The organism is Robbsia betulipollinis (assembly GCF_026624755.1).
GTDB lineage: Bacteria > Pseudomonadota > Gammaproteobacteria > Burkholderiales > Burkholderiaceae > Robbsia > Robbsia betulipollinis.
The window spans coordinates 1,153,643-1,179,828 of record NZ_JAPMXC010000001.1 but is presented as its reverse complement, the minus strand read 5'-3'; the positions used below and the strand labels follow the sequence as shown (position 1 = coordinate 1,179,828).

The 26,186-nt window shown below is 65.6% G+C and carries 26 protein-coding genes and 1 pseudogene; 15 read left to right on the top strand and 12 right to left on the bottom strand.

What is annotated here, in order from left to right:
- Window positions 1-160: 160 nt before the first annotated feature.
- Complete coding sequence (locus OVY01_RS05165) at window positions 161-1,261, bottom strand: DSD1 family PLP-dependent enzyme (RefSeq protein ID WP_267846160.1); 1,101 nt, start codon at window positions 1,259-1,261, stop codon at window positions 161-163.
- A 279-nt stretch (window positions 1,262-1,540) separates the two neighbouring features.
- On the opposite strand from OVY01_RS05165, the gene OVY01_RS05160 reads away from it, so the two are divergent.
- Window positions 1,541-1,783, top strand: coding sequence for a hypothetical protein (locus OVY01_RS05160; RefSeq protein WP_267846158.1), 243 nt, complete (start codon window positions 1,541-1,543; stop codon window positions 1,781-1,783).
- A 67-nt stretch (window positions 1,784-1,850) separates the two neighbouring features.
- Here the strand turns inward: OVY01_RS05160 and OVY01_RS05155 are convergent, their stop codons facing one another.
- Window positions 1,851-2,429: a chorismate mutase gene (locus tag OVY01_RS05155; protein WP_267846156.1), complete on the bottom strand. Its 579-nt coding sequence runs from the start codon at window positions 2,427-2,429 to the stop codon at window positions 1,851-1,853.
- Window positions 2,430-2,585: 156 nt separating this feature from the next.
- On the opposite strand from OVY01_RS05155, the gene OVY01_RS05150 reads away from it, so the two are divergent.
- Entirely contained in the window at window positions 2,586-2,855 is a 270-nt protein-coding gene (locus OVY01_RS05150; protein ID WP_267846155.1) for a hypothetical protein, read from the top strand.
- 87 nt (window positions 2,856-2,942) lie between these two features.
- Here OVY01_RS05150 and OVY01_RS05145 read toward each other — a convergent pair whose 3' ends face one another.
- The 3 genes and pseudogenes from OVY01_RS05145 to OVY01_RS05135 form a co-directional block, all read right to left on the bottom strand.
- On the bottom strand, window positions 2,943-4,499 hold the full coding sequence (locus OVY01_RS05145) for a GMC family oxidoreductase (RefSeq protein ID WP_267846154.1): 1,557 nt from the start codon (window positions 4,497-4,499) through the stop codon (window positions 2,943-2,945).
- Complete coding sequence (locus OVY01_RS05140; protein WP_267846153.1) at window positions 4,496-5,842, bottom strand: alpha/beta hydrolase; 1,347 nt, start codon at window positions 5,840-5,842, stop codon at window positions 4,496-4,498. The genes OVY01_RS05145 and OVY01_RS05140 overlap by 4 nt, the downstream gene beginning before the upstream one ends.
- 234 nt (window positions 5,843-6,076) lie before the next feature.
- A pseudogene (locus OVY01_RS05135) lies at window positions 6,077-6,232 on the bottom strand (IS3 family transposase); the annotation flags it as partial.
- Window positions 6,233-6,501: 269 nt separating this feature from the next.
- On the opposite strand from OVY01_RS05135, the gene OVY01_RS05130 reads away from it, so the two are divergent.
- Window positions 6,502-6,828 (top strand): hypothetical protein, encoded by a 327-nt coding sequence (locus OVY01_RS05130; protein ID WP_267846150.1) that lies wholly within the window; start codon window positions 6,502-6,504, stop codon window positions 6,826-6,828.
- A gap of 333 nt (window positions 6,829-7,161) precedes the next feature.
- On the opposite strand, the gene OVY01_RS05125 is transcribed toward OVY01_RS05130, so the two are convergent.
- The gene (locus OVY01_RS05125; RefSeq protein WP_267846149.1) at window positions 7,162-8,061 is read right to left on the bottom strand and encodes a LysR family transcriptional regulator; all 900 of its coding nucleotides are present in this window, start codon (window positions 8,059-8,061) and stop codon (window positions 7,162-7,164) included.
- Between the two features lie 97 nt (window positions 8,062-8,158).
- Here OVY01_RS05125 and OVY01_RS05120 point away from each other — a divergent pair, with 97 nt between their 5' ends.
- The 4 genes from OVY01_RS05120 to OVY01_RS05105 are packed head-to-tail and all read left to right on the top strand — an operon-like array spanning window position 8,159 to window position 11,511.
- The gene (locus OVY01_RS05120) at window positions 8,159-9,037 is read left to right on the top strand and encodes an alpha/beta fold hydrolase (RefSeq protein WP_267846147.1); all 879 of its coding nucleotides are present in this window, start codon (window positions 8,159-8,161) and stop codon (window positions 9,035-9,037) included.
- 56 nt (window positions 9,038-9,093) lie between these two features.
- Window positions 9,094-10,506, top strand: coding sequence for a 3-isopropylmalate dehydratase large subunit (gene leuC, locus OVY01_RS05115; RefSeq protein WP_267846146.1), 1,413 nt, complete (start codon window positions 9,094-9,096; stop codon window positions 10,504-10,506).
- The gene (leuD, locus tag OVY01_RS05110; protein WP_267846144.1) at window positions 10,499-11,164 is read left to right on the top strand and encodes a 3-isopropylmalate dehydratase small subunit; all 666 of its coding nucleotides are present in this window, start codon (window positions 10,499-10,501) and stop codon (window positions 11,162-11,164) included. Before leuC ends, leuD begins: the two co-directional genes overlap by 8 nt.
- Window positions 11,125-11,511 (top strand): hypothetical protein, encoded by a 387-nt coding sequence (locus OVY01_RS05105; RefSeq protein WP_267846143.1) that lies wholly within the window; start codon window positions 11,125-11,127, stop codon window positions 11,509-11,511. Before leuD ends, OVY01_RS05105 begins: the two co-directional genes overlap by 40 nt.
- A gap of 121 nt (window positions 11,512-11,632) precedes the next feature.
- On the opposite strand, the gene OVY01_RS05100 is transcribed toward OVY01_RS05105, so the two are convergent.
- Window positions 11,633-11,890 (bottom strand): hypothetical protein, encoded by a 258-nt coding sequence (locus OVY01_RS05100; RefSeq protein WP_267846141.1) that lies wholly within the window; start codon window positions 11,888-11,890, stop codon window positions 11,633-11,635.
- A 266-nt stretch (window positions 11,891-12,156) separates the two neighbouring features.
- Here OVY01_RS05100 and OVY01_RS05095 point away from each other — a divergent pair, with 266 nt between their 5' ends.
- Window positions 12,157-13,515: an LLM class flavin-dependent oxidoreductase gene (locus OVY01_RS05095; RefSeq protein WP_267846139.1), complete on the top strand. Its 1,359-nt coding sequence runs from the start codon at window positions 12,157-12,159 to the stop codon at window positions 13,513-13,515.
- A gap of 41 nt (window positions 13,516-13,556) precedes the next feature.
- Here the strand turns inward: OVY01_RS05095 and OVY01_RS05090 are convergent, their stop codons facing one another.
- Genes OVY01_RS05090 through OVY01_RS05075 form a run of 4 tightly spaced genes read right to left on the bottom strand, consistent with a single transcriptional unit; the run spans window position 13,557 to window position 18,987 of the window.
- Window positions 13,557-15,428 (bottom strand): ATP-binding cassette domain-containing protein, encoded by a 1,872-nt coding sequence (locus OVY01_RS05090; RefSeq protein WP_267846137.1) that lies wholly within the window; start codon window positions 15,426-15,428, stop codon window positions 13,557-13,559.
- 34 nt (window positions 15,429-15,462) lie between these two features.
- Window positions 15,463-16,335, bottom strand: coding sequence for an ABC transporter permease (locus OVY01_RS05085; RefSeq protein ID WP_267846135.1), 873 nt, complete (start codon window positions 16,333-16,335; stop codon window positions 15,463-15,465).
- A complete protein-coding gene (locus tag OVY01_RS05080; protein WP_267846134.1) occupies window positions 16,332-17,270 on the bottom strand; it encodes an ABC transporter permease in 939 nt (312 codons plus the stop codon). Before OVY01_RS05080 ends, OVY01_RS05085 begins: the two co-directional genes overlap by 4 nt.
- Window position 17,271: 1 nt before the next feature.
- Window positions 17,272-18,987: an ABC transporter substrate-binding protein gene (locus OVY01_RS05075; RefSeq protein ID WP_267846132.1), complete on the bottom strand. Its 1,716-nt coding sequence runs from the start codon at window positions 18,985-18,987 to the stop codon at window positions 17,272-17,274.
- A 340-nt stretch (window positions 18,988-19,327) separates the two neighbouring features.
- Between OVY01_RS05075 and OVY01_RS05070 the strand changes: the two genes are divergently transcribed.
- Together OVY01_RS05070 and OVY01_RS05065 are read left to right on the top strand one after the other, a co-directional pair.
- On the top strand, window positions 19,328-19,774 hold the full coding sequence (locus OVY01_RS05070; protein ID WP_267846130.1) for a ribosomal maturation YjgA family protein: 447 nt from the start codon (window positions 19,328-19,330) through the stop codon (window positions 19,772-19,774).
- 10 nt (window positions 19,775-19,784) lie between these two features.
- The gene (locus tag OVY01_RS05065; RefSeq protein ID WP_267846129.1) at window positions 19,785-20,255 is read left to right on the top strand and encodes a YbaK/EbsC family protein; all 471 of its coding nucleotides are present in this window, start codon (window positions 19,785-19,787) and stop codon (window positions 20,253-20,255) included.
- A gap of 66 nt (window positions 20,256-20,321) precedes the next feature.
- Here OVY01_RS05065 and OVY01_RS05060 read toward each other — a convergent pair whose 3' ends face one another.
- Complete coding sequence (locus OVY01_RS05060; protein WP_267846128.1) at window positions 20,322-20,459, bottom strand: N-acetyltransferase; 138 nt, start codon at window positions 20,457-20,459, stop codon at window positions 20,322-20,324.
- Between the two features lie 172 nt (window positions 20,460-20,631).
- Here OVY01_RS05060 and OVY01_RS05055 point away from each other — a divergent pair, with 172 nt between their 5' ends.
- The 5 genes from OVY01_RS05055 to OVY01_RS05035 are packed head-to-tail and all read left to right on the top strand — an operon-like array spanning window position 20,632 to window position 25,940.
- Window positions 20,632-21,459 (top strand): ABC transporter permease subunit, encoded by an 828-nt coding sequence (locus tag OVY01_RS05055; protein ID WP_267846127.1) that lies wholly within the window; start codon window positions 20,632-20,634, stop codon window positions 21,457-21,459.
- The gene (locus OVY01_RS05050; RefSeq protein WP_267846125.1) at window positions 21,456-22,211 is read left to right on the top strand and encodes an ABC transporter ATP-binding protein; all 756 of its coding nucleotides are present in this window, start codon (window positions 21,456-21,458) and stop codon (window positions 22,209-22,211) included. The genes OVY01_RS05055 and OVY01_RS05050 overlap by 4 nt, the downstream gene beginning before the upstream one ends.
- Window positions 22,212-22,261: 50 nt before the next feature.
- Window positions 22,262-23,266, top strand: a complete 1,005-nt coding sequence (locus OVY01_RS05045) for an NrtA/SsuA/CpmA family ABC transporter substrate-binding protein (RefSeq protein WP_267846123.1) — start codon at window positions 22,262-22,264, stop codon at window positions 23,264-23,266.
- A 14-nt stretch (window positions 23,267-23,280) separates the two neighbouring features.
- On the top strand, window positions 23,281-24,645 hold the full coding sequence (locus OVY01_RS05040) for an NtaA/DmoA family FMN-dependent monooxygenase (protein WP_267846121.1): 1,365 nt from the start codon (window positions 23,281-23,283) through the stop codon (window positions 24,643-24,645).
- Window positions 24,646-24,674: 29 nt separating this feature from the next.
- The gene (locus OVY01_RS05035; RefSeq protein WP_267846119.1) at window positions 24,675-25,940 is read left to right on the top strand and encodes an acyl-CoA dehydrogenase family protein; all 1,266 of its coding nucleotides are present in this window, start codon (window positions 24,675-24,677) and stop codon (window positions 25,938-25,940) included.
- Window positions 25,941-26,186 lie beyond the last annotated feature (246 nt).

Below are 26,186 nucleotides of genomic sequence, written 5' to 3'. Positions count from 1 at the left end.
ATGCTTTCGTGGCGCCATCGCGACGATGCCGATGTCGTCGGTACCGTACAAAAGCATGGGACGCCCGCGCTTGGAGGAGTGAGCGGATGGTATGAAGCCATAAATCGCGAAACAAGTGACATATTCGGAAGGCTTCCTTGCCGAAAAAGCACTCGCCCGGTCAGTACGCGGCACCCCGCGCAGCCACCGGCCAGACCGCTTCCACGCGTCCCTGGCGCACGCCCACGTACCAGTCGAAACGATCGACGGTGGGATCGCAGTGGCCCGGAATCAGGCGAATTTTCTCGCCGAGATCGACGCCCGGTAAGCCCGCACCCGCGCCTGCACCCGCGTCCCAGCGCAGATTGCCATGTTCGTCCGATGCGCCGATATATCGGATATCGCGGCCGTGCACGAGGGGCAGACCGCTGTCGACGGCCAGCGCCTTGAGACCCGCATCCACGACCGCGCGGCCAGGACGGGTCTGGCTCATGACCGTAGTGAGAACGAACAGCGCATGCGCGAAGCCGGCCGCGTGTCCACCGTGATTCCGGGCGTAGTCGGCATCCATGAAGCAATAGCTGCCCGCCTGTATTTCGGTATAGATGCCGCTGTCCAGTTCGAACTCGAAGGTGCCGGTTCCCGCGCCGCCCACGATCTCGCATGCCAGACCGGCCGCACGGAGGGCGTCGAGTGTGTGGCGGGTATGCGCCACGGTGGCCCGAATCGCGGATTCCCGTTCCTGGGGCGTGCGCAGGTGCTGCGCGCCGCCGTGGTAAGCCTGCAGGCCTTTGAACCGCAGATGGCGCGAGCGGGCGATACGCTGCGCCAGCTCGACCGCGGGCGCGCCGGGCGCAACCCCGCAGCGATCCATGCCGACATCGATCTCGACGAGCACGTCGATGCGGCGCGCCGCATCCGATGCGGCCGCTTCAAGCGCCTCGACATGGCGGAAATCGTCCACGCAGATCGCCACCTCGGCCATGCGCGACAGCGCGACGAATCGCGCCAGTTTGCTGCTCCCTACCACCTGATTGCTCAGCAACAGATTGTCGACGCCCCCCCAGATCAACGCCTCGGCTTCCGCCACTTTCTGAACGCATTGACCGATGGCGCCGCGCGCCCGCTGCCAATGCGCGATCACCGGCGATTTGTGCGTCTTGGCGTGCGCGCGCAATTTCGCGCCGGTCGGCGCGATCAGTCGCGCCATGCGGTCCAGATTGGCTTCGAGAGCATCCATGTCGACGATCAATGCCGGCGTGTCGACATCCTGTTCGCGCATGCCAGGATGGGCAGGGGGAGATTGCTGCATCTTGAAAGTTTCGCTATCAACAATTGAAAGCGCATATTAACGCGCATGAATGACGGCTGTTTTCCTTTCCCGTCAGGTACTGTACGGACATACCGTTTTGCAGGAAAACGCCTCGTGATTGTTTTCGGGTCGAATTGACGGGAACCGCAATGAAAATGGCACTTGATTTCCCGCTTTTCGTGCCCATATGCGATTTCGGCCCGGGCGACGACGCCACGGCGACAAAACGGCAAGTCAGGACGCAATACGATGGGATCGGCAAATTGGCAAAAACACTCTCCTCGCCGGCAAGGCCCACAGCCGAAAGACGAAAATAAAACCGCCGCCCGCGCGGAGTTCGACGCGCTGTTCGAATCCCCGGCGTCGCAGGAGGCAAAGCGGCGCGAGGCGGATGCGCAGATCCGCTCGGCGGTGATCGCGGAGGTACGACTACAGGTCGAGCGGTACGCATTCCAGCCCGCTGAACTGGGCTTTGACGCACTTTCGGCCTAGCATCGACAGCGCGGTAGCGCTTCAAAGAGCGCAAACCGAAGCGATCAGCCGATTGGCGCACTGCACCTTAATGCTCGCAAAAGCGCGCCAGGGCCCGATCCAGGGCAATGGAGTAAAGAGGCGAAAGCCCCTTGTCAATCGCATATTTGCCCGATAATTTCGCCATGTGAACGGGGCATTGCGCACTGCTCTGGAATACTTGTACGGCTGCCAGTTCCTGAATAAATCCCTTCTGCAGCCGGTCGAGTTCCGGACGAATGTCGTTCAACAGATTTACCCTTTCGTCGGGAGGGGCGATGCCGGCGCGCCGCCAGTCCGCCAACAACCCGTACTGAACCAGCTTGTTCGCCTCAATCTGATCGGAAAAGAAACCGGTCGCGACAGTCGGCGAGATTCCCACCTGCTGCGCTTCCTTGACCGCCGCGGCAATGACGATAGCTTCACGGGCCGAATCCTCCACCGGTTTTTGGCTATCCCATTTGGCCAGAGCGACCTGACGAGCGATCTTCAGTCTGGAAACGGTCATATCAAGAATTGAAACGAGTGCTTTATCCTGCATGGCGGCTCCGTGTGATAGCGGCGATAGACACATCAGCATGATGGCGGCGGCGCAAAGGGTGCGTGTGTGCCGGCGCTGCGTTTTCATAAACTGTCCTTTCGATTCATGATGGGGATAGGGAATGCGGGCAACCTGTCGTCACTGCGATCGTCGACACTTGCTTTTGACGCACGCATCCGTCCTTGTCAACCGCTGCTGCCATCCCGTGGAGAAATTCGCGAAGTTCGTCCTCCGCCACACCGGATGCGGACACGAGCCGCGGGTGAGAACCGCGCCGACCTCTTCAGGTTGCCAACCCTCGCGGACGTGCCGGAAAATGGCCTCGCGCTATCCTCGGGATCGCTCGGCGACGATCTGGAAAACGATCTCCCCGCAAGGGTCCGGGAATTCAGGAAGCGCGGCCGGCCGGACTCGGGGCTCCCTGACCGCACGCTGGGCACGGTGTATGTCGACGGGCTGTGGGAGGCGAGCGTCAGGGCGTTGCGCAGCCGCGGTCCTGCCCGCGCCGGCTGAAGCGGGTCCGTGCGCGTGGTCGAGCCCGACGCGCGTGGGTTATCGCGCTTTTCCCGCATCGCGCGAGGTCGGGCAAAAAACGCGCTGCTATGCGTCGACCATGCGATCGGCGGTTCGCAGCGACAATGCCATGATGGTCAGTGCCGGATTGGCGATCAGTGCGCTGGGAAACACCGAGTTGTCGCAGATCCAAAGGTTGCCGATCTCGTGGCTGCGGCCGTCGGGGCCGACCACCGAGCGCTCCGGGTCCGTACCCATGCGACAGGTGCCTATCGTGTGCGCGGTGCGGGGCAGAACGACCGTATCGCGGGCGCCGGCCGCCTCGACGATGCGCAGCATCGTGTGCGTCGCATGGCGGTCGATGGCGCGTTCATTGTCGCCCATGCTGTAGCTTGCCACAGCCTTGGGTACGCCAAAGGCGTCGAGCTCCTCGGACAGTTCAATGCGATTGCGCTCGGAGGGAAGGCATTCGGCGTTGATGCCGATACCCGCCATGAAGCGGTAGCCCTCGATCATTTTGACCAGCGGCTCGCCCCACAGCGATGTGCCGCGCACGAGGCTCGTGGCCCACGCGAGGGGCATGACGCCGAGACTCTGCATGAGATAGCCGCCGGCGAAGTCGGCGTCGGCCGGACGACGGAAATCCTCGGATATCAGCGAGGAAGGATAACCGCGATGGCTGAGCATTTCGCGGTCGAAGCGTCCCCAGACCTGCGTCGCGCCATGGACCATGAAGTTGCGGCCCACCTGACCGTTGGCATTGGCCAGACCCGCGTGTAGCAGCAGGCGCGGCGTTTCCACGCCGCCCGCGCTCAGGACGAGCGCGCGGCAGCGCTGGCGTCGTTCCGCGCCGTCCTGTCGATAGATCACGGCCTTTACGCGCGAAGCGCCGTCCAGCTCTATACCGATCACGCGGCACGCGTCACGGATCTCCGCACCATTGGCAACGGCGAAGGGCAGATAGGTCGTATCCATGCTTGCCTTGGACGCATTGCGGCACCCCTGGTGGCAGGCGCCGCAATTCACGCAGGCCTGGCGCAGCCCGCCGCCCGCCTGCAGCCAGTCGCGGGAAACCAGGGCCGCGGGCGCATCTGCGGTGGTGATGCCCGTCACTTCGCAACCGGCCGCCATCATGTGCGCGGAGGCGTTACGCTTGGCCGGCGGCAACGGGTACCGGCGCGAAGGATCCCATGGGTAATGGGCCGGTCCCGAAACGCCGAGGAAGCGTTCGACCTGCTCGATGTAAGCGATCAACTCCTCGTGAGGCATCGGCCAGTCCAGCCCTTGCTCGCTGCCCCCCGCGCCGCTTCGTAGCCGCAGGTCCAGCGCATCGGGACGAGGCACGAAGGCGCCCCAGTGCAGCGTGGAACCCCCCACACCGATACCGCTATTGTTGACGCCGAAAGCCGTCGGCGTGCTTCCGCCGCTCAGGCGTTCTTCCAGCCAGTTGAGGCTGCCAGCCGCATCGCTTTCGTCCGGCGTATGCTCGGCGGGTTGCCAGTGCCTGCCGGCTTCGAGGGCAACGACGCGCAGCCCGCGCTGCGCCAGGCGTGCCAACAGCGGTGCGCCGCCCGCTCCGGTGCCGATGACCACGCAATCGACCATCTCGTCTTCGCCATAACGGCGCATCGTCCCGGGCTTCAAACCGCATTCTCCCAGACGTCGCGATCGCCGGACGAGAGCCGGTCGAAGCCTTGGGGTCTGAGCACATCGCCGCCATTGGCGAAGCCATGAAAACCGATGTGGGCAGCCGTCGCGGGGTGTGACAGCCAAAGGCGTAGGAGGTCGTTACGCACGTCCTCGAACCACTGCCGAAACTGCTTCGGGGTAAGCGCTGCGTTTTCTGTCATATAGGCGCCTGCGGCGATGGCATCCAGGCATTGGTCCTGGGCCGATCGCCCGATCGCTTCGAATCCCGACAGCGTGTCGAGCGCCGCGGCGTAGGCCTCGCCGTCGCACGGCATATCGGCGAAGCGCCATCCGTCCGAGTTTCCCTCGGCCAGACAAGCGTCGAGTCGTGCGGCCAGATCGATGCCCGGTTCGGGTTGCGGAACGACACGAGCGGCGATGGCGCGCAGCGTCGCAAGCTGGCCGGACGTCAGCACTCCGGATCGCGCGGCCACGGCATCCGGTAGCGCACGCTGCGCCAGTAGGGCACGGGTGCGACGCGTTACGCGCTCGGAACCAATGAGCTGCGCGGTGGCCGCTGGCACCGCAGGCGCGCGATCGGCGATGTCGCGCCAGAAGCGGGCGATGGCGCCGGCTACCGCTTCGCTTCTTTCCAGTGGCAGCAAATGTCCCGCACCGTCGAGCGTCACGAATTCGGCTCGCGGGTACACCTGCAGATTGGTCTCGCGCTGGCCCGCTTCTCCCAGGTCGCCATCTTCGCTGCCGACGATAATGAGCGAGGGCCACGGCAAAATACCGACTTCGGCCGACCAATCCTCGCGACTGCCGCGCTCGAGCCAGGCGCGCCACGCGTGCGGGGAACACCGCTTCAGATCGGCCACCGCCATGGCCTGTTCTTTCGGCGCGAGCGGCGCGCCGACGTTGGCGTCGATGAACGTGCATGCGGCCATATCGTCCAGTGAACCCTGCTCGACCCAGCCAATCATCCGTTCGCGTCGCGCTTCATCCATCGGCTCGGGCGAGGGCGGAGAGCCGGCCAGCAGCACGACACCCATCAGACCGAAAAGCCCTTGCTCGCCCTGCATGGCGCGCGAGGCGACCACCGTGGCGATCTTGCCGCCCATGCTGTGGCCAACGAGCAACCAGCGGGCGGCGGCGCGCGATCGAATGACGTCCGCGACCACATTGGACATTTCCTGGACCGTGGTACCCGCTCGGGTATCGCGATCACCAAAGCCGGGCAGGTCGATCGCGATCACCTCGAATGCATCGCCCAGTGCCGACCGCATCGGATCGAAGGCCGCGCGACTGCCTCCCAGCGCATGCAGCATGAAAAGGATCGGTCGATCGGCAATCATCGGGGGTCGGTGCTCCTTGGTGTGGCCCGGCGATCGCCGGCGCTCGCGGCCGATCGAGCAAGTTGCGTTCCCGGAGTCCGAAACGCGGTTGGCTGATGGGAGCGGATCCGGAAGTCTGCTCATACCAACCCTGGATTCGTCCGATTTGGCGAATCGTCAGATGAGTACGACGTTGCTACGTATGTCTGATACCTGAAAAGTCGATAAATTACATTATGTTAAATTAACCATAATCCGTTCATCGCGCGATAAGCCTGCATTTTGCCCCGGGTCGACTTCGTCCGGCTTGACCCCACCCACCAGCGTTTGCGGCACACAGCCGATCTTCGGCGCGATCGAGTCAACTACCGCCCACGTCGGGGGATATTTGTCCCGGTGCTCATGCACCATGCGCACCGCGCACTCGCATGTCTCCCGCGAAAATTGCTCCCGTTTTCATGGCCCGAGTCTCTCAGGAATCGGTGCTGCCGCGAACCTCGGAGGCCATTCGCACATAAAGGAAATCACTGAATCTCCGCTATCGAGACAGCGGGAGGCCTCCTTTCGGTCGGTAACGGGTGGCGTCGGGTGCATTTCATCTCAAGACAGCCAGCCGCGTGCCGCTATCTACGGTAAGGCTCTGAAAGCGATTGCTGGAGTCATGGCGGACCGAAATTGAAATGAAACGATCGACGCAAAACTATTTGGTCTGGGCTGCGGTGACGCTGATGTCTTCGCCCGCTCTTGCACAGCCGAGTGAAGGCCAGGTCGCGACGTTGACGCGCAGCGGCGTTCTCTTCGCGCAGGTCACGCTGCGCCCCGACTCCTTGTCGCTCGAGTTTGCGGCCTGCCAGCCGATGAAAGGCGCCGCCGTGACCGTGCTGGGTTTTCAGCAAAAATCAAGCAGCGCGCCGGGGGTGAGCGTGGCGCGCGTACGCGTGCTGGACGGAAAGTGCACAGGCGAAGAGGGTTGGATCCGGTCCAGCGGTCTTGCAACCCGTACGTGATCGCCCTTTGAAGGAAAGTCGATGACGACGACACCCGGTTCGGTTGCACAGACCACCACCGGCGTCGCCGCCGGACTCGCCATCGTGTATTTCCTTCGCCCCGTGTTGGTCTCCCGTAGAGACCGATCAGAGCCAGCGGTGCCGCCAGATAAAACGGCAAGCGCCAACCCCAGGCGGCCAGGCACGCATGGTCGAATACGAGGTGAAGCAGACTCCGCGACAAGGATGTGGCACCCGATCGATGTCCGTACCGACGCCACGGGCGAAGGCCTGCTCGTGATGTAGCGGCGCTGCCGTAGTCGTCGAGCGCGACGCCCACGGCGTTGGAGATCGTTATTTGCCGGATGAGGCTTTCAGATACTCACCGAGAAAATCGACGAAGGTTCCGAGCTTGACGGACAGCTGATTGCGCTCGAGATAGATGGCATGGATGTTGGCGTTCGGCAGCGACCAGTCTTTCATCAGCGGCAGCAGTGCACCGCTGCGCAGATGTTCGCCTACTTCCCATTCCGAACGCACCGCGATGCCATGTCCTTTCAACGCCCACTGCAGCACGGTGCTACCGTCGTTGCTCGATAACGGTCCGTCCACTTTGACCGTCTCTTCGCGCTTTCCGCGTGAAAAATGCCAGGTGCCGTAAGCGGTATTGTTCTCGCGCAGGACGATGCACGCGTGGCGAACGAGGTCATTCGGCAAGGCGGGCTCGCCATGGCGCGCCAGATACATCGGCGACGCGCAGACGATCCGGCGATTTTTCAGCAGAAAACGCGCGTTGATGCGTGCGTCCGGCACCTCCCCGAAACGAATGCCGACGTCGAAGCCCTCTTCCTGCAGGCTCATCGGCCGCTCGGTCAGATGCAGCTGTATCTTCATGGCCGGGAAGCGCGCCAGAAAATCCGACACCGCCGGCACGATGCGCGCGCGGCCAAATCCAAACGACGCATTGACCCGCAGCAAACCGCTCGGCTCGCTGCGGCTGCGCGTCACCAGCAATTCCAGCGCCAACAATTCGTCCAGCAGACGGGATCCGTTCGCGAGATACAGTTCACCTTCGGGCGTCAGGCTGAGGCGCCGGGTCGTGCGGTGCATCAGCCGCACGCCCAGGCGTCGTTCGAGGTGCGCAAGCCGCTTGCTCACGGCGGGCGGCGTCACGCCCAGTTCCCGCGCCGCCGCGGCCAGGTTGCGATGCCGTGCCACCAGGGCGAACATCGTCAAATCGGAAAAGCCATCCATCGCGCATTCGTTCCTTCAGGTTACGACCCGATTGATTTTTCGGAAACCCAATCGGTGTGTTCATCAATTAAACTTCAAACTCGTTTTGGAGACAACCATGTTCGAAGGTTTCAGGGACGCCTCGGTGCACACCGACGGCATCAGAATCCATGCAATCAAGGGCGGCAGCGGTCCCGCCCTGCTGTTATTGCACGGGCATCCGCAGACCCATGTGATCTGGCATAAGGTCGTACCGCAATTGCTATCCCGTTTCACCGTCATCGCGGCGGATCTGCGCGGCTATGGGGACAGCGGCAAGCCTGCCGGCACGCAAGACCATGCGCCCTACGCAAAGCGGCGCATGGCGCAGGATCAGGTGGATCTGATGCGCGAACATGGTTTTTCCCGATTCGCGGTGATCGGGCACGATCGCGGCGGCCGCGTCGCGGCGCGCATGGCGCTGGATCATCCGGATGCCGTGACCCGGTTGGTGACGCTGGATGTCGCGCCGACGCTGTCCATGTACGAACAGACGTCATTCGCGTTCGCGCGCGCGTACTGGCACTGGTTCATGCTGGTGCGCCCCGCGCCGTTCCCGGAAACCTTGATCAGGGCGGATCCGGATCTGTACCTGAAGCAGACGATCGGCGCCCGCAGCGCGGGCCTTGCACCCTTCACGCCCGCCGCCTATGCCGAGTACCTGCGCTGCCTGTCCGACCCCGCCACGGCGATGGGCATCTGCGAGGACTACCGGGCGAGCATCGGCATCGACCTCGAGCACGATCGCGCAACGCTGGCGGCGGGACAACGGATACGTTGCCCGTTCACCGCCCTGTGGGGCGCGCACGGCGTCATCGAACAATGCTTCGATCCGCTGGCGGCATGGCGTCCCTATGCACCGCACGTGCAGGGCGAAGCGCTTCCTTGCGGGCACTATATTCCGGAAGAAGCGCCCGATCTGCTGCTGGATCGCGTCCTGCCGTTTCTTTCCGCCTGATTCTTCCTGCCGCGACGTCGCCCTTTCAACCCACGTCCGCCGACCACGAGCACACCATGTCAAAGACGCTTTATCGGAAACTTGTGGCCAGCCACACCGTTTCCCGAGTCGACGATGCACACGTCCTGCTCTATGCCGACCTGCACATCATGAACGAATACACCAGCCCGCAGGCATTCGCGGGACTGGACGCGCGTGGGGTCGGCGTGGCGCGCCCGGCGCAGCAAATGGGCGTGGTGAGCCACGTGATACCCACCAAGGCCGTCGCGGTTGCCGATCGAACGATCGTGGTCAGCGCCGCCGCCCATCAGGCGGCCAACTTCACACGCAATTGCGCGAAGCATGGCATCCATCTCTTCGACGTGGCGGATCCCGAGCAGGGCATCGAGCATGTCGTCGCCCCCGAACGCGGCCTGATTCGCCCCGGGATGGTCGTGCTCTGCGGGGACAGCCACACCACGACCTACGGCGCGTTGGGCGCGCTGGGTTTCGGGATCGGCACATCGGAGGTCGAACATGTGCTGGCCACGCAAACGCTCGTCTATCGCGTTGCCGGCGATATGCGCATCCGCGTGACCGGCGGGCTTGCCGCGGGCACGACCGCCAAGGATCTGGTTCTCTACATCATCAGCAAAATAAGCGCACAGGGCGCGCGGGGCATGGCCGTCGAGTACTGCGGAGAGGCGATCGACGTCTTGTCCGCGGAGGCGCGCATGACGCTGTGCAATATGACGGTGGAGGCGGGCGCGCGGGCGGCGCTCATTGCACCGGACGACACGACGGTCGATTATGTCGCCCAGCGCATCGAAGGCCTGTCACCCCGCGAACTCGAACAGGCCATTGCGGCGTGGCGCACCTTGGCCTCGGATACGGATGCGGTGTTCGATGTGGAACATCACTTCGATGCGGATCAGGTCGCACCCTTCGTGACATGGGGCACCAGCCCCGACCAGGCCATCTCCATCACGGATTTCGTACCCATGAATCCGACCGAACCCGCCGCGGCCGCAACCAACGGCAAGGCGCTCCGCTATATGGGCCTCGAGGCCGGCATGCGCATCGAGGGTCTGCCCATCGACCATGTCTTTATCGGCTCCTGCACCAATGCCCGTATCGAAGACCTGCGTGCCGCAGCCCGTATCGTCGAGGGTCGCACCGTCGCGCCAGGCGTCAGAGCCATGGTGGTGCCCGGGTCGGGCCGGGTCCGCGACCAGGCGGAACAGGAAGGTTTGGCCAGGATCTTCACGGACGCCGGATTCGAATGGCGTCAGCCGGGGTGCTCGATGTGCCTCGCCATGAACGACGATGTGCTGAAACCGGGCGAGCGCTGCGCATCCACGACCAATCGCAACTTCGAGGGGCGGCAGGGACGCGGCGCGCGGACCCATCTGATGAGCCCCATCATGGCCGCGGCAGCCGCCCTCGCGGGTTGCATCGTCGATGTTCGAAAGGAGAAATTGCATGCTTGAATCGCCAGCACACGGTTCCGCGATCCGTAGCACCGTCGATGCCGTCGTCGCCGGTACGGCGGCCCCCCTGCCCTACGACAATCTGGATACGGACCAGATCATGCCAAAACAGTTTCTGCTCGGCATCGACAAATCCGGGTTGGCGAAAGGCGTTTTTCATGACCTGCGCACGGATGCGGGCGGCCGGCCGAAAGACGACTTCGTACTGAATCGTGAAATATATCGCGATGCCGGGATATTGATCGCGGGCGCCAACTTCGGTTGCGGATCGAGTCGCGAGCATGCCGTGTGGGGCTTGCAGCAGGCGGGCTTTCAAGCGGTGATCGCATCCAGCTTCGGCGAGATCTTTTACTTCAATTCGATTGCGAATGGTTTGCTTGCGCTGACGATGGAAAACCGTGCCGTCCAGACGCTGCTCGCGCGCGCCGCTGGGCCCAACCGCTTCGTGATCGACGTGGCGAGCCAATACGTGGAAACCGGTGACGGCGAACGTTTCCACTTTCAGATGCCGGAACGGCAGAAACGCATGTTCCTGGAAGGCCTCGACACCATCGGCCTGACGTTGAAGGACGGTGCGGCCATCGACCGCTTCGCGCAACGGCATTTTCGGGATGCGCCATGGATGAAGATCGATCTGCCGGCGCAAAGCGCTTTGTGACGATGGCGACGCTGCCCGTCGTACTCACGGGCAGCCTCGATGAAAGGCCGTTTTTCTTTCAGGAAACGCTTCACCGTTTCGTCGAAAGAGGTGCCGTTTTCCGCGGCACGCTTCTCCATCAGGCGCCAGGCGTCCTTGAATACCCAGATCCCTATGTCCTCCGAAGATCGATTTTCGAACACTCGATCCGCAAGAAATGCATCAGGGGCATGTATCGACGTTATTCCATCGGTGAAGCCGAGCGATGCGTCACCGCGCCACGGCTCGCCGGACCATGCGGCGATTCGTGGCGACGCCCATGGGATACTTCGGCGTGCGCCGGCGTCACTCCCGCCACCTCCGCCTGAGCGAACGCTGCGCCGAGCGCCACGCCGTGCTTTGCAAACCGGCGCAGGATGCAAAGCAGGCGGCTGCGCGGCCCCTGCTCCGTGCCTGGCCTGCCGACGGTCGGACTCTCGCGCACCGGTCTCATCTTGCGCTCTGACGGCGCACCGCGTCCCGTGCCATCGGCGTGTCGCGTATCTCGTCGCGCGCATCGTTTTCACGCGGTGCGGCTTCGTATGCGAAAGCCATCTGGCCGGCCAGCAGGATGTCGAAGTAGCCGGACGTGGACAACGCCTCCCAGGACCACGAAGAAAACGTTCGCCGCAGCGCCTGCACGGCGCGCGCGCGCCGCGTCGCCCGTGGCGGGGTACACGTCGCGCAGGACATGGATGGAATGGACATGATGGCGCCTCCGATGAGTGTTTCCCAGGATACAAAGGCCGTCGCGCGCTGTGAATCACGCAATGCAGCGATGCATATGCGAAAAAATGCTGAGCAAGGCGCCCGCCCCCCGTGGCCGGGTGCCGCATGTTTATCTGGCGGCGGTATATCGATACGCGGAATGATTCGTCGCCCTGTCGCGAAATCGCGCCGAGAATGCGTCGAGCCGCCCGATCGGACCGCTCCCCGGACACGATGGCCGCGAAGGTGACAACCGGAGTGCCTGCATGACCGCGATCTCGCCGCGCCCGCAACTGCATCTGAACATCAATGCCCTGCATTCGGGATTCGTGCCCTCGGCATGGCGCCGGCCCGAGGCTGACCCGCGCGCCTTCGTCGACGTCGCCCATTACGTCCGGATCGCGCGCATCGCCGAGGCGGGAAAGTTCGACGCAGTGTTTCTCGCGGACAGCGCGGCGATCGTCGATCAGATCGACTTTCGCCCCATCACCGCGCTCGAACCGACGGTGCTGCTGGCGAGCATCGCCGCGGCGACGACGCATATCGGGTTGATCGGCACCGCCTCGACCAGTTACAACGAGCCCTACAATATCGCCCGTCGCTTCGGCACGCTCGACCATGTCAGTGGGGGCCGCGCCGGATGGAACATCGTCACGACCGCCGATCTGCCGTCCGCCCGCAATTTCGGCCGGGATACGGTTCCGGACCATGCCGAACGCTACGCGCGCGCGACGGAGTTCACCGAAGTGGTCAAGGCGCTGTGGCGCAGCTGGGACGATGACGCGTTCGTCGGCGACCCGATCAGCGGCCGTTTCGTCGACCCGCAGCGCGTGCATGCAATCGCGCACGAGGGTCGCTATTTCAAGGTGGCGGGGCCGCTGAACCTGCCCCGTTCGCCGCAGGGTTCGCCCGTCCTGGTGCAGGCGGGCGCTTCCGCCGACGGTCTCGCGCTGGCCGCGCGGCACGCGGAGGCGGTCTTCTCGGCGTCGCAATCGCTGGAGGAGGCGATTGCCTACCGGCGCGATCTTCACGCGCGCGCCGCGGCGCACGGCCGGGGACCGCATGCGATCAAGGTGCTGGCGGGACTCGCCACCATCATCGGTGCCACCGAGTCCGAAGCGCGACGGCGACGCGACGCGCTGATCGACCAGATTCCCGAACACTACAGCCTCGCCCGCCTGGCGGGCACCCTGGGCGTGCCGGCGGATGCGCTGGAACTCGACCGGACGCTGCCCGACGATCTGCCGCTGCCAGGTGGCGGCAACGGCAACCACACCTTCTTCCACGCGACCCTGGCGCGGGCGCGCGCGGGGCGGCATACCGTGCGCGAATTGATTCGCACGCTGGCGGGCGGCGGCGGCCATCGCGTGGTCGTCGGCACACCCGAACAGATCGCCGACGACATCGCGCAGTGGTTCGCCGCGGGCGCGGCGGACGGTTTCAATCTGATGCCCGACTGCCTCCCGGGCGGCCTGCAGGATTTCGTCGACGGGGTCGTGCCGATTCTTCAGAAACGCGGTATTTTTCGTACCGAGTATGACGAAACGACGCTACGGGAACGTTTCGCCGCGTCGCGTGCGGGAGAGGGCGGCGACGTCGGGATGCGGCAACGGCATGTCGCCTGAGCGCGGCGCGGGCGATCGTCGAACGCCATTGCGACGGTTTCTCACCACGCCGGCGTGTCCGCCAGCAGCGTCCGTGTGTACGCATGCCGTGGGGCGTCGAACACGGTGCCCGTTTCGCCCGACTCGACGATGCGACCGTCCCTGAATACCAGCACCCGGTCGCTGACGTGCCGGATGACGCCCAGATCATGCGAGATGAACAGGAGCGACATCTTCAGCCGGGCCTGAAGCACGGCCAGCACATCGAGGACCTGTGCCTGAACGTACACGTCCAGCGCGGACACCGGCTCGTCGCAGACGATGAGCGCCGGTTCCGGCGCGATCGCACGAGCGATCGCGATCCGCTGGCGCTGTCCCCCGGACAGGGTCTCCGGGCGCCGCGCGAGAAACGCGGCATCCAGTCCGACCTGTTCGAGCAGGTCGACACTGCGTTCGCGCCGCTGGCGCGCATCCAGACGATGGCAATGCAGGCTTTGCGCGAGCAGTTCCGCCACGGTATGCCGCGGATCGAAAGAACTCAGCGGATCCTGCGGAATATATTGCAGGCGCGGACGCCGCGCGTGGCGTGCGCCCTCGGTCGCGCCCCCGCCCGCCCAGGGTTCGTCCAGGAACGTCACGTCGCCGGCGTCCGGCGCGAGCAGCCCCAGCACGATATTGCCGCAGGTCGTTTTGCCCGAGCCGGATTCGCCGACGATGCCGAGCACCTCCCCCTGTTGGATGGCGAACGATACATCGTCCAGCGCCAGGCCCGAACGACACCCGGCGATTGACGCGCCGGCATCGGCGTTCTCCCCGTCGGCGTCCGCGTCCGCGTCAAACCGTGCCGACGGCGTGAAGCCGTCCCTGCGTCCGGACGTTGGGGCGTCACCGCCCTGCAGCGTGCCGGCATACCGCTTGACAAGCCCGCGCACCTGCAGCACGACCTCGCCTCGCGTTGCCGGACGCGCGGGCAAGGGCTCGCGGATCACCTGTACGAGGCCGGCAGCGGCATCGCGGCCCGGCACGAGGCGCGCCGAACTCAGCCGGTGCCCGCGCGAATGCGCCGACGGCCGCGCGGCGATGAGCTGCCGGGTATAGGGATGCGACGGCGCGCGCAACACGTCCCGTGTGTTCCCGTCGTCCACCACCTCGCCGCGATGCATCACCAGTACACGGTCCGCCATACCGGCGACCATACCCAGGTCATGACTGATCAGCAGCAATCCCGCGCCCTGTTCGAGCCGCTCGCGCAAGACCGCCAGCACCTGGGCCTGCACCGAGGCGTCGAGCGCGGTGGTCGGTTCGTCGGCGATGATCAGCGCGGGCGCCGCGGCGATGGCCGACGCGATCAACGCGCGCTGGCGCAGGCCACCCGACAGCTCATGCGCATACTGGCGCGCCCGGCGCGCCGGTTCCGGAATGCCGACATCCCGCATCACGTCGAGCACGCGGGCGACCCGGTCCGCCCGCGTGCGGCGCAGGCGATGCTGCGCCAGCACCTCCCCTACTTCGGCACCGATGCGTCGCAACGGGTCGAGCGACACCAGCGCATCCTGCACGACGAGGCCCGCGAACGTGCCGCGCAACGCCCGCCACTCGCGCGCCGAGAACGTCAACGCGGCGCGCCCGTCGATGTCGAAGCGCCGCGCGTGGATCCGCGCGCCCTCGCCCGCGAGACCCAGCAGGCTGCGCGCGGTAACGCTTTTGCCGGACCCCGATTCGCCGACCAGCGCCACGCATTCTCCGGCGGCGATGCGCAGGTCGACGCCGCGCACCAGCGGGCGGCCGCCGTTCGCCCCCGCGAAGCCGATCGACAAGCCTTCCACGTTCACCAGCCAGCGGCGCGTGCCATGATCCGCGCCGGCGGTGGCTGCCGTGGTTGCCGTCGGGGGTTTTCGGGCCGCTGCGCTGGCCATTTCGGTCTGTGCCACCATGTCTGCCTCCGATGACGATGCGCGGTTCATGCGCCTACGCTCCGGAATTCGCGCCGCTCGAGCGGCGCAGATGCCGGCCCAGCACCGAAAACGCGATGACGGTCAACGTGATCGCGAGACCGGGGAAGACGCTCGGCCACCAGGCCACGCGCAGCACGTCGCGCCCCTCCGCGAGCATCACGCCCCACTCCGGCGTGGGCGGTTGCGGCCCCAGGCCCAGAAAACTGAGCGCGGACACCGCGATGATCGCGCCGCCGATATCGATCGTCGCGATGACGGGCACGACGGCCAGCACATTCGGCAGCACGTGCCGAAAGAGGATCCGCGAGCGCGACAGGCCGAAGATCACCGCGTGCGAGACATACTCCGCGCGGCGCACGCCGAGCGTCTGGCCGCGCAACACACGGCCGAATTTGGGGATGCCGGCGATGCCGACCGCGATGGCGATATTGACCATGCCCTGTCCGAGGAAAGTGATCACGAACAGCGACAGCAGCACCGGCGGGAACGCCGACAGCACGTCGAACACCCGCGAACAGGCTTCGTTCGCGAAGCGGCGTGACAGACCCGCGCCGATACCGAGCACCGCGCCGATCACGAGGCTCACGAGCATGCTCGACAGACCGATCAGCAGCGAATAGCGTGCGCCGTGCACGACGCGGGCGAAAACGTCACGGCCGATGCGGTCGGTCCCGAACCAGTGCGCGGCGCCCGGCGCCCGCAGCGTTTGCGCGATCTCGCCATTGAGCGGATCCGCACGCGCGACAAGCTGCGGAAAAGCGATCGCGAACGCGAGCAACATCAAGAACGTCAGCGCCAGCAAGACGCCGGGCGGCAGCGCGCGCAGCGACTGGACGAGGCCGCGTGGCGTGCTTTCCTGAACGAGGGAGGGGGAGAGAAAATTCATGACGTGCGCAGTCTCGGATCGATCAACAGATAGAGGACATCGAGCAGCGTCGACATCACCACGTGCACGAAGGCGGCCAGCAGAACGACCGCGAGCACCACCGGCACGTCCTGCGACGTCACCGCATTGAGCGTGACGCTGCCGATTCCCGGACGGCCGAACATTTTTTCGGTAATGACCGCCCCGCCGAGCAGGCCGCCGATCAACCATCCGCCCAGGGTCAGCACCGGGGGCATGGCGTGTCGAAGCAGATGCGTGAAGCGCAAGGTCAGCTCCGGAACGCCGCGGGCACGCACCGTCACGACGAAGGGTTTTTCCAGCGCCGCTTCGAGCGCCTCGCGCATCACTTGCGACAGCACGCCGGCGGTCGGCAGGGCCAGTGTCACCGCGGGCAGGACCAGCGCGCGCCAACCCTGTGCGCCCGATACGGGAAAAAGATGCCATTCGAAAGAGAAAACGATCAGCAGCAGCATGCCCAGCCAGAAGACCGGCGTGGACGCGCACACGAGTTCGAGCATCGAGGCGCAGCGGTGCGCCCAGTCGATGCGGCGCGACACGCGCCGGCCCGCGCCGGCGGTAAGAATCGCGGTGGTGGCGGCAAGCACGAAGGCGAGCAGACCCGCCGCCCCGGCGAGCTGCGCGGTCGGACCGATCTGGCTGCGCAGCACCTCGGTCACCGGCTCCTGCATCACGAACGACGTGCCCAGATCGCCCTGCATGAGGCGCAGCAGGAAACGGCCGTACTGCCAGGGCAGACTGCGGTCCAGCCCCCACTGCGCGGCGACCGCTTCGTGCAGGCCCGGATAGGACAGGTCCCCGGCCAGCACGTCCTCGATTTTTCCGGGCAAGGCGTGGATCGCAAAAAAAGTGGCCGTGGCCGCGAGCCACAAAACCAGCAGGCCGGTGAGAAGCCGCACCAGGATTCGACGCGTCATGTCAGTGGCCCCCGCCGTCCATCCAGATGTCGTAGGCGCTGGCGGGGCCGTCGAGCTGCGGCTCGAAACCGACGCCGTGTATGCCGATGCGGCTGGCGAGGTGGTACGCCGGCGCGAACAGCGGCACGATGAAGGCTTGGTCGACCGCCTGTTTCTGGATGTCGTCGAGCAGGCGGCGGCGTTCCTCGCCGACGGGCAATGTCCGCGCGCGGTCGATATCGGCGACGATGCGCGCGTCCGGATGCGGTATCGCGCCATAGAGAAACCCCTTGTCGCCGAGCATGTCCCACAGCTCCATCGCCGTATCCGACGGATTGTCCGTATTCGGGTAGATCTGCCAGTCGCCGCTCGCCTTCTGGCTGGCGAACTCGCCGGCCGTCGTGATGCGCAGGCCCAGATCGAGTCCGAGATTCTGGCGCAGTGCCGATTGCACCGCCCGGATCAGTACGTCGCGGCTGTCGCGGATATAGGGCTGCGGGTATTGCACCTCGATGAAGAGCCGCCTGCCGTTGCGCGTGCGGAAGCCCTGCGGGTCGCGCTGCGTCCAGCCCGCCTCGTCAAGCAGCGCATTCGCCGCGGCGACGCGGTTGCCCCACGTTCCCGCGAGTGCTTTATTGGTATCCGGATTGTCCGGTCCGATGTTCGACCATGCGCGCCGGACCGTTCCCAGATACACGCTCCTGACGATGGCGTCGAGATCGAAACCGTCGCGCAGCGCGCGCCGTACCCGGACGTCGTCCGCCGGTGCGCGCGTGTAGTTCACGTTCAGCGTGAAAGACGTCGTCGCCGACGGTCCGCTCAGATAGGCGAAACCGTCGACGTGGTCGAACAGGGGCGCGTCGGTCGGCTGTACGCCCTCGATCAGGTCGACCTGCCCCGAGCTGAGCGCGCCGGTGCGCACCGCCGCCTCGGGCAGAAAACGATAGCTCACCGCGTCGAGGTAGGCCGGCCCCTGGTGCGCGGCATTGCCGGGCGCCCACCGATAATGCGGATTGCGGGCGAAACGCGCGGCCTGCCCGCGCTGATAATTCTGGAACACGAACGGCCCGGTGCCGACGAGGGCGGCGCCGCCCGCGCAAAGATCCGGGTTCTGCGCCAGCGATTTCGGCGACAGAAACCCCAGCTTGACGCTCGACAACGACTCCAGCAGCGTCGAGTCGGGCGATTTCATGACGAGGCGCACCGCATGGGGCGACACTACCTCGGCATGGTCGAAATGCGCGAGCAGGGACGCAGACGCCGAGGTTGTGCTCACATTGGCGAGGATGTAATCGAAGTTCGCCTTGACCGCCGCCGCGTCGAAAGGGGTGCCGTCGGTGAACGTGACATCGTCGCGCAGATGGAAGGTATAGGCGATGCCGTCGGCGGACGTCTCCCAGGACGTCGCCAGCCAAGGCGCGAACCGACCGTCGGTGCGCTTGCTGATGAGTGAATCGACGAAATTGCGGATGATCCAGAAAGCGTTCTGTTGCGAGGAGCGATGGGGATCGAAGCAGGCGGGCTCGGTGGTCACGCCCCAGGTAAGGGCCCCGCCGGAAACCGGCGTGCCGGGGTGGGTCGCGACCTGCGCGGACGCTGCCGGTGCCGCCTTTCGCGCGGCGCCATCGCCGGCGTTGCCGGTGTCGGCATTCCCGGTGTCCGAGCGGGAGCACCCTCCCAGCGTTGCGGCACTCAACATGGCGAGCGCGGCGCTCCATGCGAAAACGTTTGCCTTCATGTACTTTCCTATCGTCCAGGGGCTGTCGACGTCGCGCCCGTACCCAGGGGGCACGTGGCGTTCGGCGGGCGGGAGGCCCGGCCCTTGCGGCATCCGGATTGCATCTTATGTCCCGGCCTGCTGCCTGCAAACGTAGGATTCGTGCTTTGGTTATCGTTTTCCAGTGCGTGTGCGGATGGTCCGGCGCCTGGCGGGAGCACGCGCGGTTCGATGATTCGACCGGCCGTCCCGCTAGGCAACGCGCCGGCTGTCGTCTTACAATCATGAACGCGTCGGTCCGTCGCCCGCGCGACCCAGGTTTCGCCACCGGGACGGTCCCCATCGAAGGAAACGCCTCACCGTGAAAACGCACTTCGCGCACGCCGCCCCTGCGCCGCGCCGCCGGATCAGGTATTTTGTGTACGTGCTGGCCGTCATCGCGCTCGGTCTCCTGTCGCGGCGCTATGCATTCGTTTTTCCCACCCATCTCGCGAAGTACCCGGGCGACGCGTTGTACGCGTTGATGCTGTTTTTCGGCTGGGGCATGCTGTGCCCGTCGCACTCCACGCGGCACATCGCGTTCCTCGCGCTCGCCACCTCGTTCGCCGTGGAGTTCGGTCAGTTGTATCGCGCGCCCTGGATCGATGCCATCCGTGCGCAGCCATTGGGGCATCTTGTATTGGGGGCCGGATTTTCGCCCCGCGACCTGCTTGCCTACATCGTCGGCGTCGGCGGCGGCTACGCCGTCGAGCACCTGGTACGCGGCCCGGATGCCCGTGAACGCCGTGGCGCCTTCCCTACCCTATGAGATTTTCGGCATGAGCTTGCAATCGGTACAGACCTTCCTCGACGAACACGCGCGCGATATCGTCATTCTGGAGACGCCGACGAGCACGGCGACCGTGGCCGAAGCCGCGCAGGCCCATGGCGTGGCGCCCGGACAGATCGCGAAGACGCTCGCCTTGTGGCTGAACGACGAGGTCATCCTGCTGGTCATGGGCGGTGACGCCAGGATCGACAACCGCAAGTACAAGGAACGGTTCGGCGGCAAGGCGAAGATGCTGGGGGCCGACGACGTCGTCGCCTGGACCAGCCACCCCGTCGGGGGCGTCTGTCCCTTCGGTCTGCCGGGCGACCTGCGGATCTTCACGGACGTGACGCTGCGCGCGTTCGATGTCGTTCTGCCTGCGGCGGGCGCGATCAACGCGGCGCTGCGCATCGCGCCCGACCGGCTCGCGCAGCTCGTGAAAGCGGAATGGGTCGACGTCGCGCAAGACCGCGCCGCGTGAGCGACTTTTAACATACCAAGCGCGGCGGACCCTCCCCGCCGGCAGCGGCCGTTGCGAGGCAACGCGTCAGACGCGCGTTTGCATGAATACCACTTCTTCCGTGGAATCGGCCGACACCTCGACGAAGCCCAGGCTTGCGTACAAGTTCAATGCGACCACGTTGTCCCGGTAAGCGCGCAATGTAACGGTCGGCGCGACGATCATCGTACCGCGCGCGTGCGGCCCGGTCGCGCCGTCGACCTCGCCTGGTCATCCCACGATTTCAGCAAACCAAAGCACAAACCAATGTTTGCCACCTCGGTCGGGGCGGGCTTTAATCGACCCCTGCCGACGCTGCCGTACGTCGGCATGCCATTTCTCACGAACCCGAGGTGATATGCCGGATGTCGGAACTTGCGGCGCGAGCGCGCTACGCCTGCCGCGCATCTCGAAACGCGCGCTGTATTGGTGGTTGTCGTGGGCCGCGCCGGTCGCGCTGGTCTTGTCGTGGGAAGCGCTGACGCGTACCGGCCTGATATCGGCGCAGGTGCTGCCGGCGCCGAGCCGCATGGTGGAGACGGCGTGGAACCTGGCGAAGACGGGCGAACTGTTCGTCGATCTCGGCGTCTCGCTGCTGCGCGCGCTGACCGGTTTCGTGATCGGCGGCGCGATCGGATTCGTGCTGGGCGTGGCCGTGGGTTTCTCCGCGCTGGCGATGGCGTTGTTCGACCGCTCGATCCAGATGGTCCGCGCGGTACCCTTCCTCGCCATGCTGCCGCTCGTGATCGTCTGGTTCGGCGTGGGCGAGAGCGCGAAGATTTTCCTGGTGGCGCTGGCCGTCGTGTTTCCGATCTATATCAACACGGTGCTGGGCATCCGTCAGATCGATCCCAAATTGATGGAGCTGGCGAAGGTCGTCGGATTGAGCCGGTCGGCCGTCATCCGGCGCATCATCCTGCCGGGAGCGATGCCCTCGATTCTGACGGGCGTGCGGTATGCGCTGGCCCACGCCTGGCTGGCGCTGGTGATCGCCGAAACGCTGGCGACCACGAAGGGCATCGGTTTCCTGGCGATGGATGCCCGCGAATTCCTGCAAACCGATGTGATCCTGTTGACGATCGTCATCTACGCGATCATCGGCATCGTCGCCGATTCGCTGGCCCGGCTGCTCGAGAGCCGGCTGCTGGGATGGCATGCGAATTTCGCGAAAACGGAGCGCACATGAGCACGCCGGTACTGACCGCACACGATTTTGCACGATTGAACCCCGTCGGCGAACGGACCCGCGACGGCGCCGGCGACACGTCCCTGTCGGTGTCCGTGCGCGGCCTGCGGCGCCGCTACGGTACCCGCACCGTGATCGACGCGCTGGATATCGACATCCACCACAATGAATTCGTCGCGCTGCTGGGGGAAAGCGGCTGCGGCAAGACCACCTTGCTGCGCGCGCTGGCGGGTCTCGATCGTCCCGACGCCGGGAAGATCCGCGGCGCGGCGCGCACGTCGGTGGTGTTCCAGGAGCACCGCCTGTTGCCCTGGGCCCGGACATGGGAAAACGTCGTGCTCGGCCATGAAAAAACGATCGGACGCGCGGGCGCGACGCGCGCACTCGCCGAGGTGGGCCTCGCGGGGCGGGAGGAAGACTGGCCCCGCAACCTCTCCGGCGGCCAGTCGCAACGCGTGGCCCTGGCGCGGGCATTGATCCACGAACCCGGTCTGCTGCTGCTGGACGAACCGTTCGCGGCGCTCGATGCCTTGACGCGAATCAAGATGCACGGTCTCGTCAAGGAACTGGTGGCACGCCATCGGCCCGGCGTGCTGCTGGTCACGCATGACGTGTCGGAGGCGATCGCGCTGGCCGATCGGGTCCTGGTGATGCGCGCGGGCCGGATCGACGCCGCCTATCGCCCTGCCGACCATACGCCGCAGGATCTGCAGCACCTGCTGCTCGAAGAACTGGGCGTGCAGCGTCACTGAACCATCGCGGCGTCGCCGCGCCGACAACATTCAAAACGGGAACGATTCATATGAAGGAATCCTCAATGAGCCGCCGCGCGTTGCTGCGTGGCGCCGCGGGCTTGCTGGCGGGCTCGGCGGCCCAGGCGCTGCTGCCCGCCCGGGCCGCCGCGCCGCGCACACTGACGCGCAATACCGACAAGGTACGCATCGGCTGGGGCCAGGGGGGCTTGTCGCTGGTCGCCAGGCAACGCGGCGTTTTCGAGAAAACCCTGGCGGCCAGGAACATCAAGGTCGAGTGGGTGGGCCCGTTTCCGAACCATGCCCCGTCGATCCAGGCGGTGGTGGGCGAAAGCGCCGATTTCGGGTTCTGGGGGTCGACGACGCCCGCGCTGGCAGGCATGCTGGCCGGCTCGCCGATCGTTTTCAATACGTTCCAGGTCTATGCGCCGCGCTCCACCGCCATCATCGCGAAAAAGTCCAGCGGCATCCGTTCGGTCGCCGACCTGGTCGGACGCAAGGTCGCGGTCAATCGCTCGGGGCTGGGCGAGTTCCTGCTGGTCGCGGCGCTGGAAAAGCATCATATCGATAAAAGCAAGGTGGAATTCGTATATTTGAATCCGCCGGATGCCGCGCCTGCGTTCGCGCAGGGCAAGGTCGACGCGTGGTCGATGTGGTCGCCCGCGGTGGACATCTCGCGCTTCAAGGACGACGCGCAGGACATCTTCAACGAAGGGCGCGACATGGATTTTCTGGTGGATTACACGTCGCTGGTCACGCGCCGCAAGTTCACGCAGGAGAATTCCGCGCTGGTGCGCGCCGTGATCGATGCGTACTACACGGAAGGCAACTGGCAATCGACGCACGTCGCCGAGGCCGAACAGCTCGCGCAGCAGGTCGGCAAATATCCGGATCAGGTCCGTGACTATCTTGCCGGCCTGAAACGCGTCAACACGTTCCACGAACCCGACGACGCGGCGTTCATGGGGCAATTCCAGCGTGCGGCGGACTGGCTGTCGGAGCGCAGGATCATCCGCTCGCCGATCAAGGTCGCGGACTACAGCGTCAAGGTGTGAAAGGGAGATCGACCATGACCGCATCGAGCAAAGCCCCCCCGATTCGCCTGGGTGTCAACGTTCTGGCGTCGGGGCGCCATGACGCCGCCTGGAAAACGTTCAGCGACAAACGCAGCCTGCCCACCGATATCGACCATTTCGTCGCGATCGCCCAGGCGGCGGAGCGCGGGCTCTTCGATGCGATCTTTCTGGCGGACGGCCCGGGCGGGCTGGTCTCCGAGGCGTACACGCGCCCCTGGCGCGCGCTGGACCCGATCGTGCTGGTCGCGCATCTGGCCGCGCACACCCGGCATGTGGGGCTGGTATGCACGACCACTTCGTTGTTCGGTCATCCGCACACGATCGCGCGGCAGATCGCGTCGATCGATCACCTGAGCCACGGCCGCGCCGCGTGGAACGTCATCACCTCGCAAAATCCGCCCGCGCTGGCCGCCTACGGCGTCGACCAGGGATGGGACCAGGCGCAGCGCTACCAGCGCGCCGAGGAATTCGTGCAGATCGTCACGCAATTCTGGGACAGCGTGCCGGACGAGGCGGTGGTCGCCGATCCGCACAGCGGCGTATATCTCGATCCGTCGCGCCTGCGACAACTGGATTTCCAGGGCACGCATTTCACCGCGCGCGGCGCCTTGTCCGTGCCGCGGACGCCGCAGGGGCGTCCGGTGATCTTTCAGGCGGGACAGTCCACCGACAGCAAGGCGTTCGGCGCGCGTTACGCGGATGCGCTGTTTACTGGGCAACGGGTTATCGAGGCGGCACGCGCCTTCTACGGGGATGTCAAAGCGCTGGCGCAAGGCTATGGCCGGAACCCGGACCATTTGCTGGTCATGCCCGGGCTGTTTCCCATTCTCGGATCGACCGACGAGGAGGCGCACCGCCACAAGCGGCGGCTCGACGACCTGCTCGACGCCCAGGCATTGCGAACGCTGCTCGCGCATCATCTGGCGGTGGACGTGGACGCGCTCGCCGATCTCGACGCGCCGATTCCGTATGCGCAGACGCAGGCGAACGAGCATCTGGTGCCCGTTGCATCGCGCTGGCACCGCAATGAAATGCTGAAAGAAGCGCGGCGCAACGACTGGAACATCCGCGACCTGCTGTTCTCGAACATCACCGGCGGCCACCGGGTCTACACCGGCACGCCGGAAGGCTTTGCCGGGGACATGATTCACTGGGTCGACAGCAAGGGCGCCGACGGTTTCAACCTGAACATCGACGTGCAACCGACGGGGCTCGACCTGATCGCCGACGAAGTGATCCCGGTGCTGCAAAAGCACGGACGGTACCGCCACGCATACGAAGGCCGGACCCTGCGCGACAATCTCGGCCTGCCGCGCTTCGTGGCGGATGCCGCCCATCCATTGGCCTCGGCGGCCTGAGCCGCCGCCCCCACTCCCACCGAGCCACCATGTCCGAAACGACCTGTGCCCACGAAGCGGCGCCCACGGCGCCCCATGCGTCGGCCCACCCTCTGATTTCGCCGCTGTCGGCGCGCCTCGGTTTCGCGCAGGCGATCACCGATATCGGCAGGACGGCCGCCGAACGCGAACTCGCGCACCGCTTGCCGCACGAAGAAATCGCGCAGCTGAAGGCGCTCGGCTTCGGCGCGCTGCGCCTGCCCGACGACGCGGGCGGCCAGGGACTCTCGCTCACCGAGCTGTTCGGCGTGGCGCGCGATGTCGCCGCCGCGGATGCCAATGTCGCCCATGCGTTTCGCAATCACCTGTTTCTGGTGGAGAGCGCGCTGCGGCGCGCCGATCATCCGTTCCATGCGCGCGTGCTGACGCTGGCACGCCAGCATAAAACGCTGGGACTGAGCTTCACCGAAACCGATGTGCCCGGCGCCGGCGCGCGGCCCAGCCGCGTATTGACCATGCTCGCATGGCAGGACGCGCGCGGCTGCTACACCGGTTCCGGCAAGAAGGTCTACGCCACGGGCAATCTCTATAGCGATGCCTTCGTCGGCACGGCGGTGGAAAGTCGTCACGGACGGACCGTGCAATATGTGTTCGACCGCGGCCCGGGCGTGGGCAGCGACGACGATTGGGACGGTTTCGGTCAGCGTCTGACCGGCTCCGGTACCGCCAGGTTCGAGCAGGTGAGCATCCCGGCGGCGCAGGTGTTCGCGGTCGACCCGCCGCCACGCGACGACGCGGCACCCTGGGGCTATACGTTCCATCAGGTGTATCTGACGAACTGCATCGCGGGCATCGTGCGCCGGGTGCTGCACGATGGCGTCGCGGTCCTGCAATCGCGCAAGCGCAACTTCTACCATGGCGACGCCGACCTGCCCGCCGACGAGCCTGTACTGCAGGCGTTGCTGGGCCGCATCCGCGCCTATGCCGCGAGCGTGGAAGCGACGATCGACCGCGCGATCGCGGCGCTGCAGCAGGCGTGGGACAGCCACGGCACGGCAGGCGAATACGACGCCGCGCTCGCCGCGTCGTTTGCAGCGGCGGAGGCCAAGGTCGTCATCGACGATCTGGCGCCGCAGATCGCCAGCTGGCTCATCGATCTGGGCTCGGGCTCCGCCGTGTCGCGGCAGGCCGGGCTGGACCGCCACTGGCGCAATATCAAGGTCATCGCGTCGCACAATCCCCGGCTCTACAAGGAACGCCTGCTGGGTCAGAACGCGTTGCACGGGCGTCTTCCGCCCACCGGCGCGTTTTTCTGAAGCGCGCAGACCGGCGCGGGACGGGCGTCGTCAGGCGGAGCGCGTGACGGGTAACGCCGTAGGGGACCCGCCGCCCCATTCGAAAAAATCGTCATGAGCAATCCCGGATCGATTCGTAGTAGTGGGCCGCTCACGCCCCTATACTTTTTTCCATGACTCGTCCGATCCGGCAAAGCGCGGCAGGCAAGCACGGCCCGGACGGCACGAGTCGGACCGCGACGCCGTCCCCCCGCGCTCGCGCCCCTT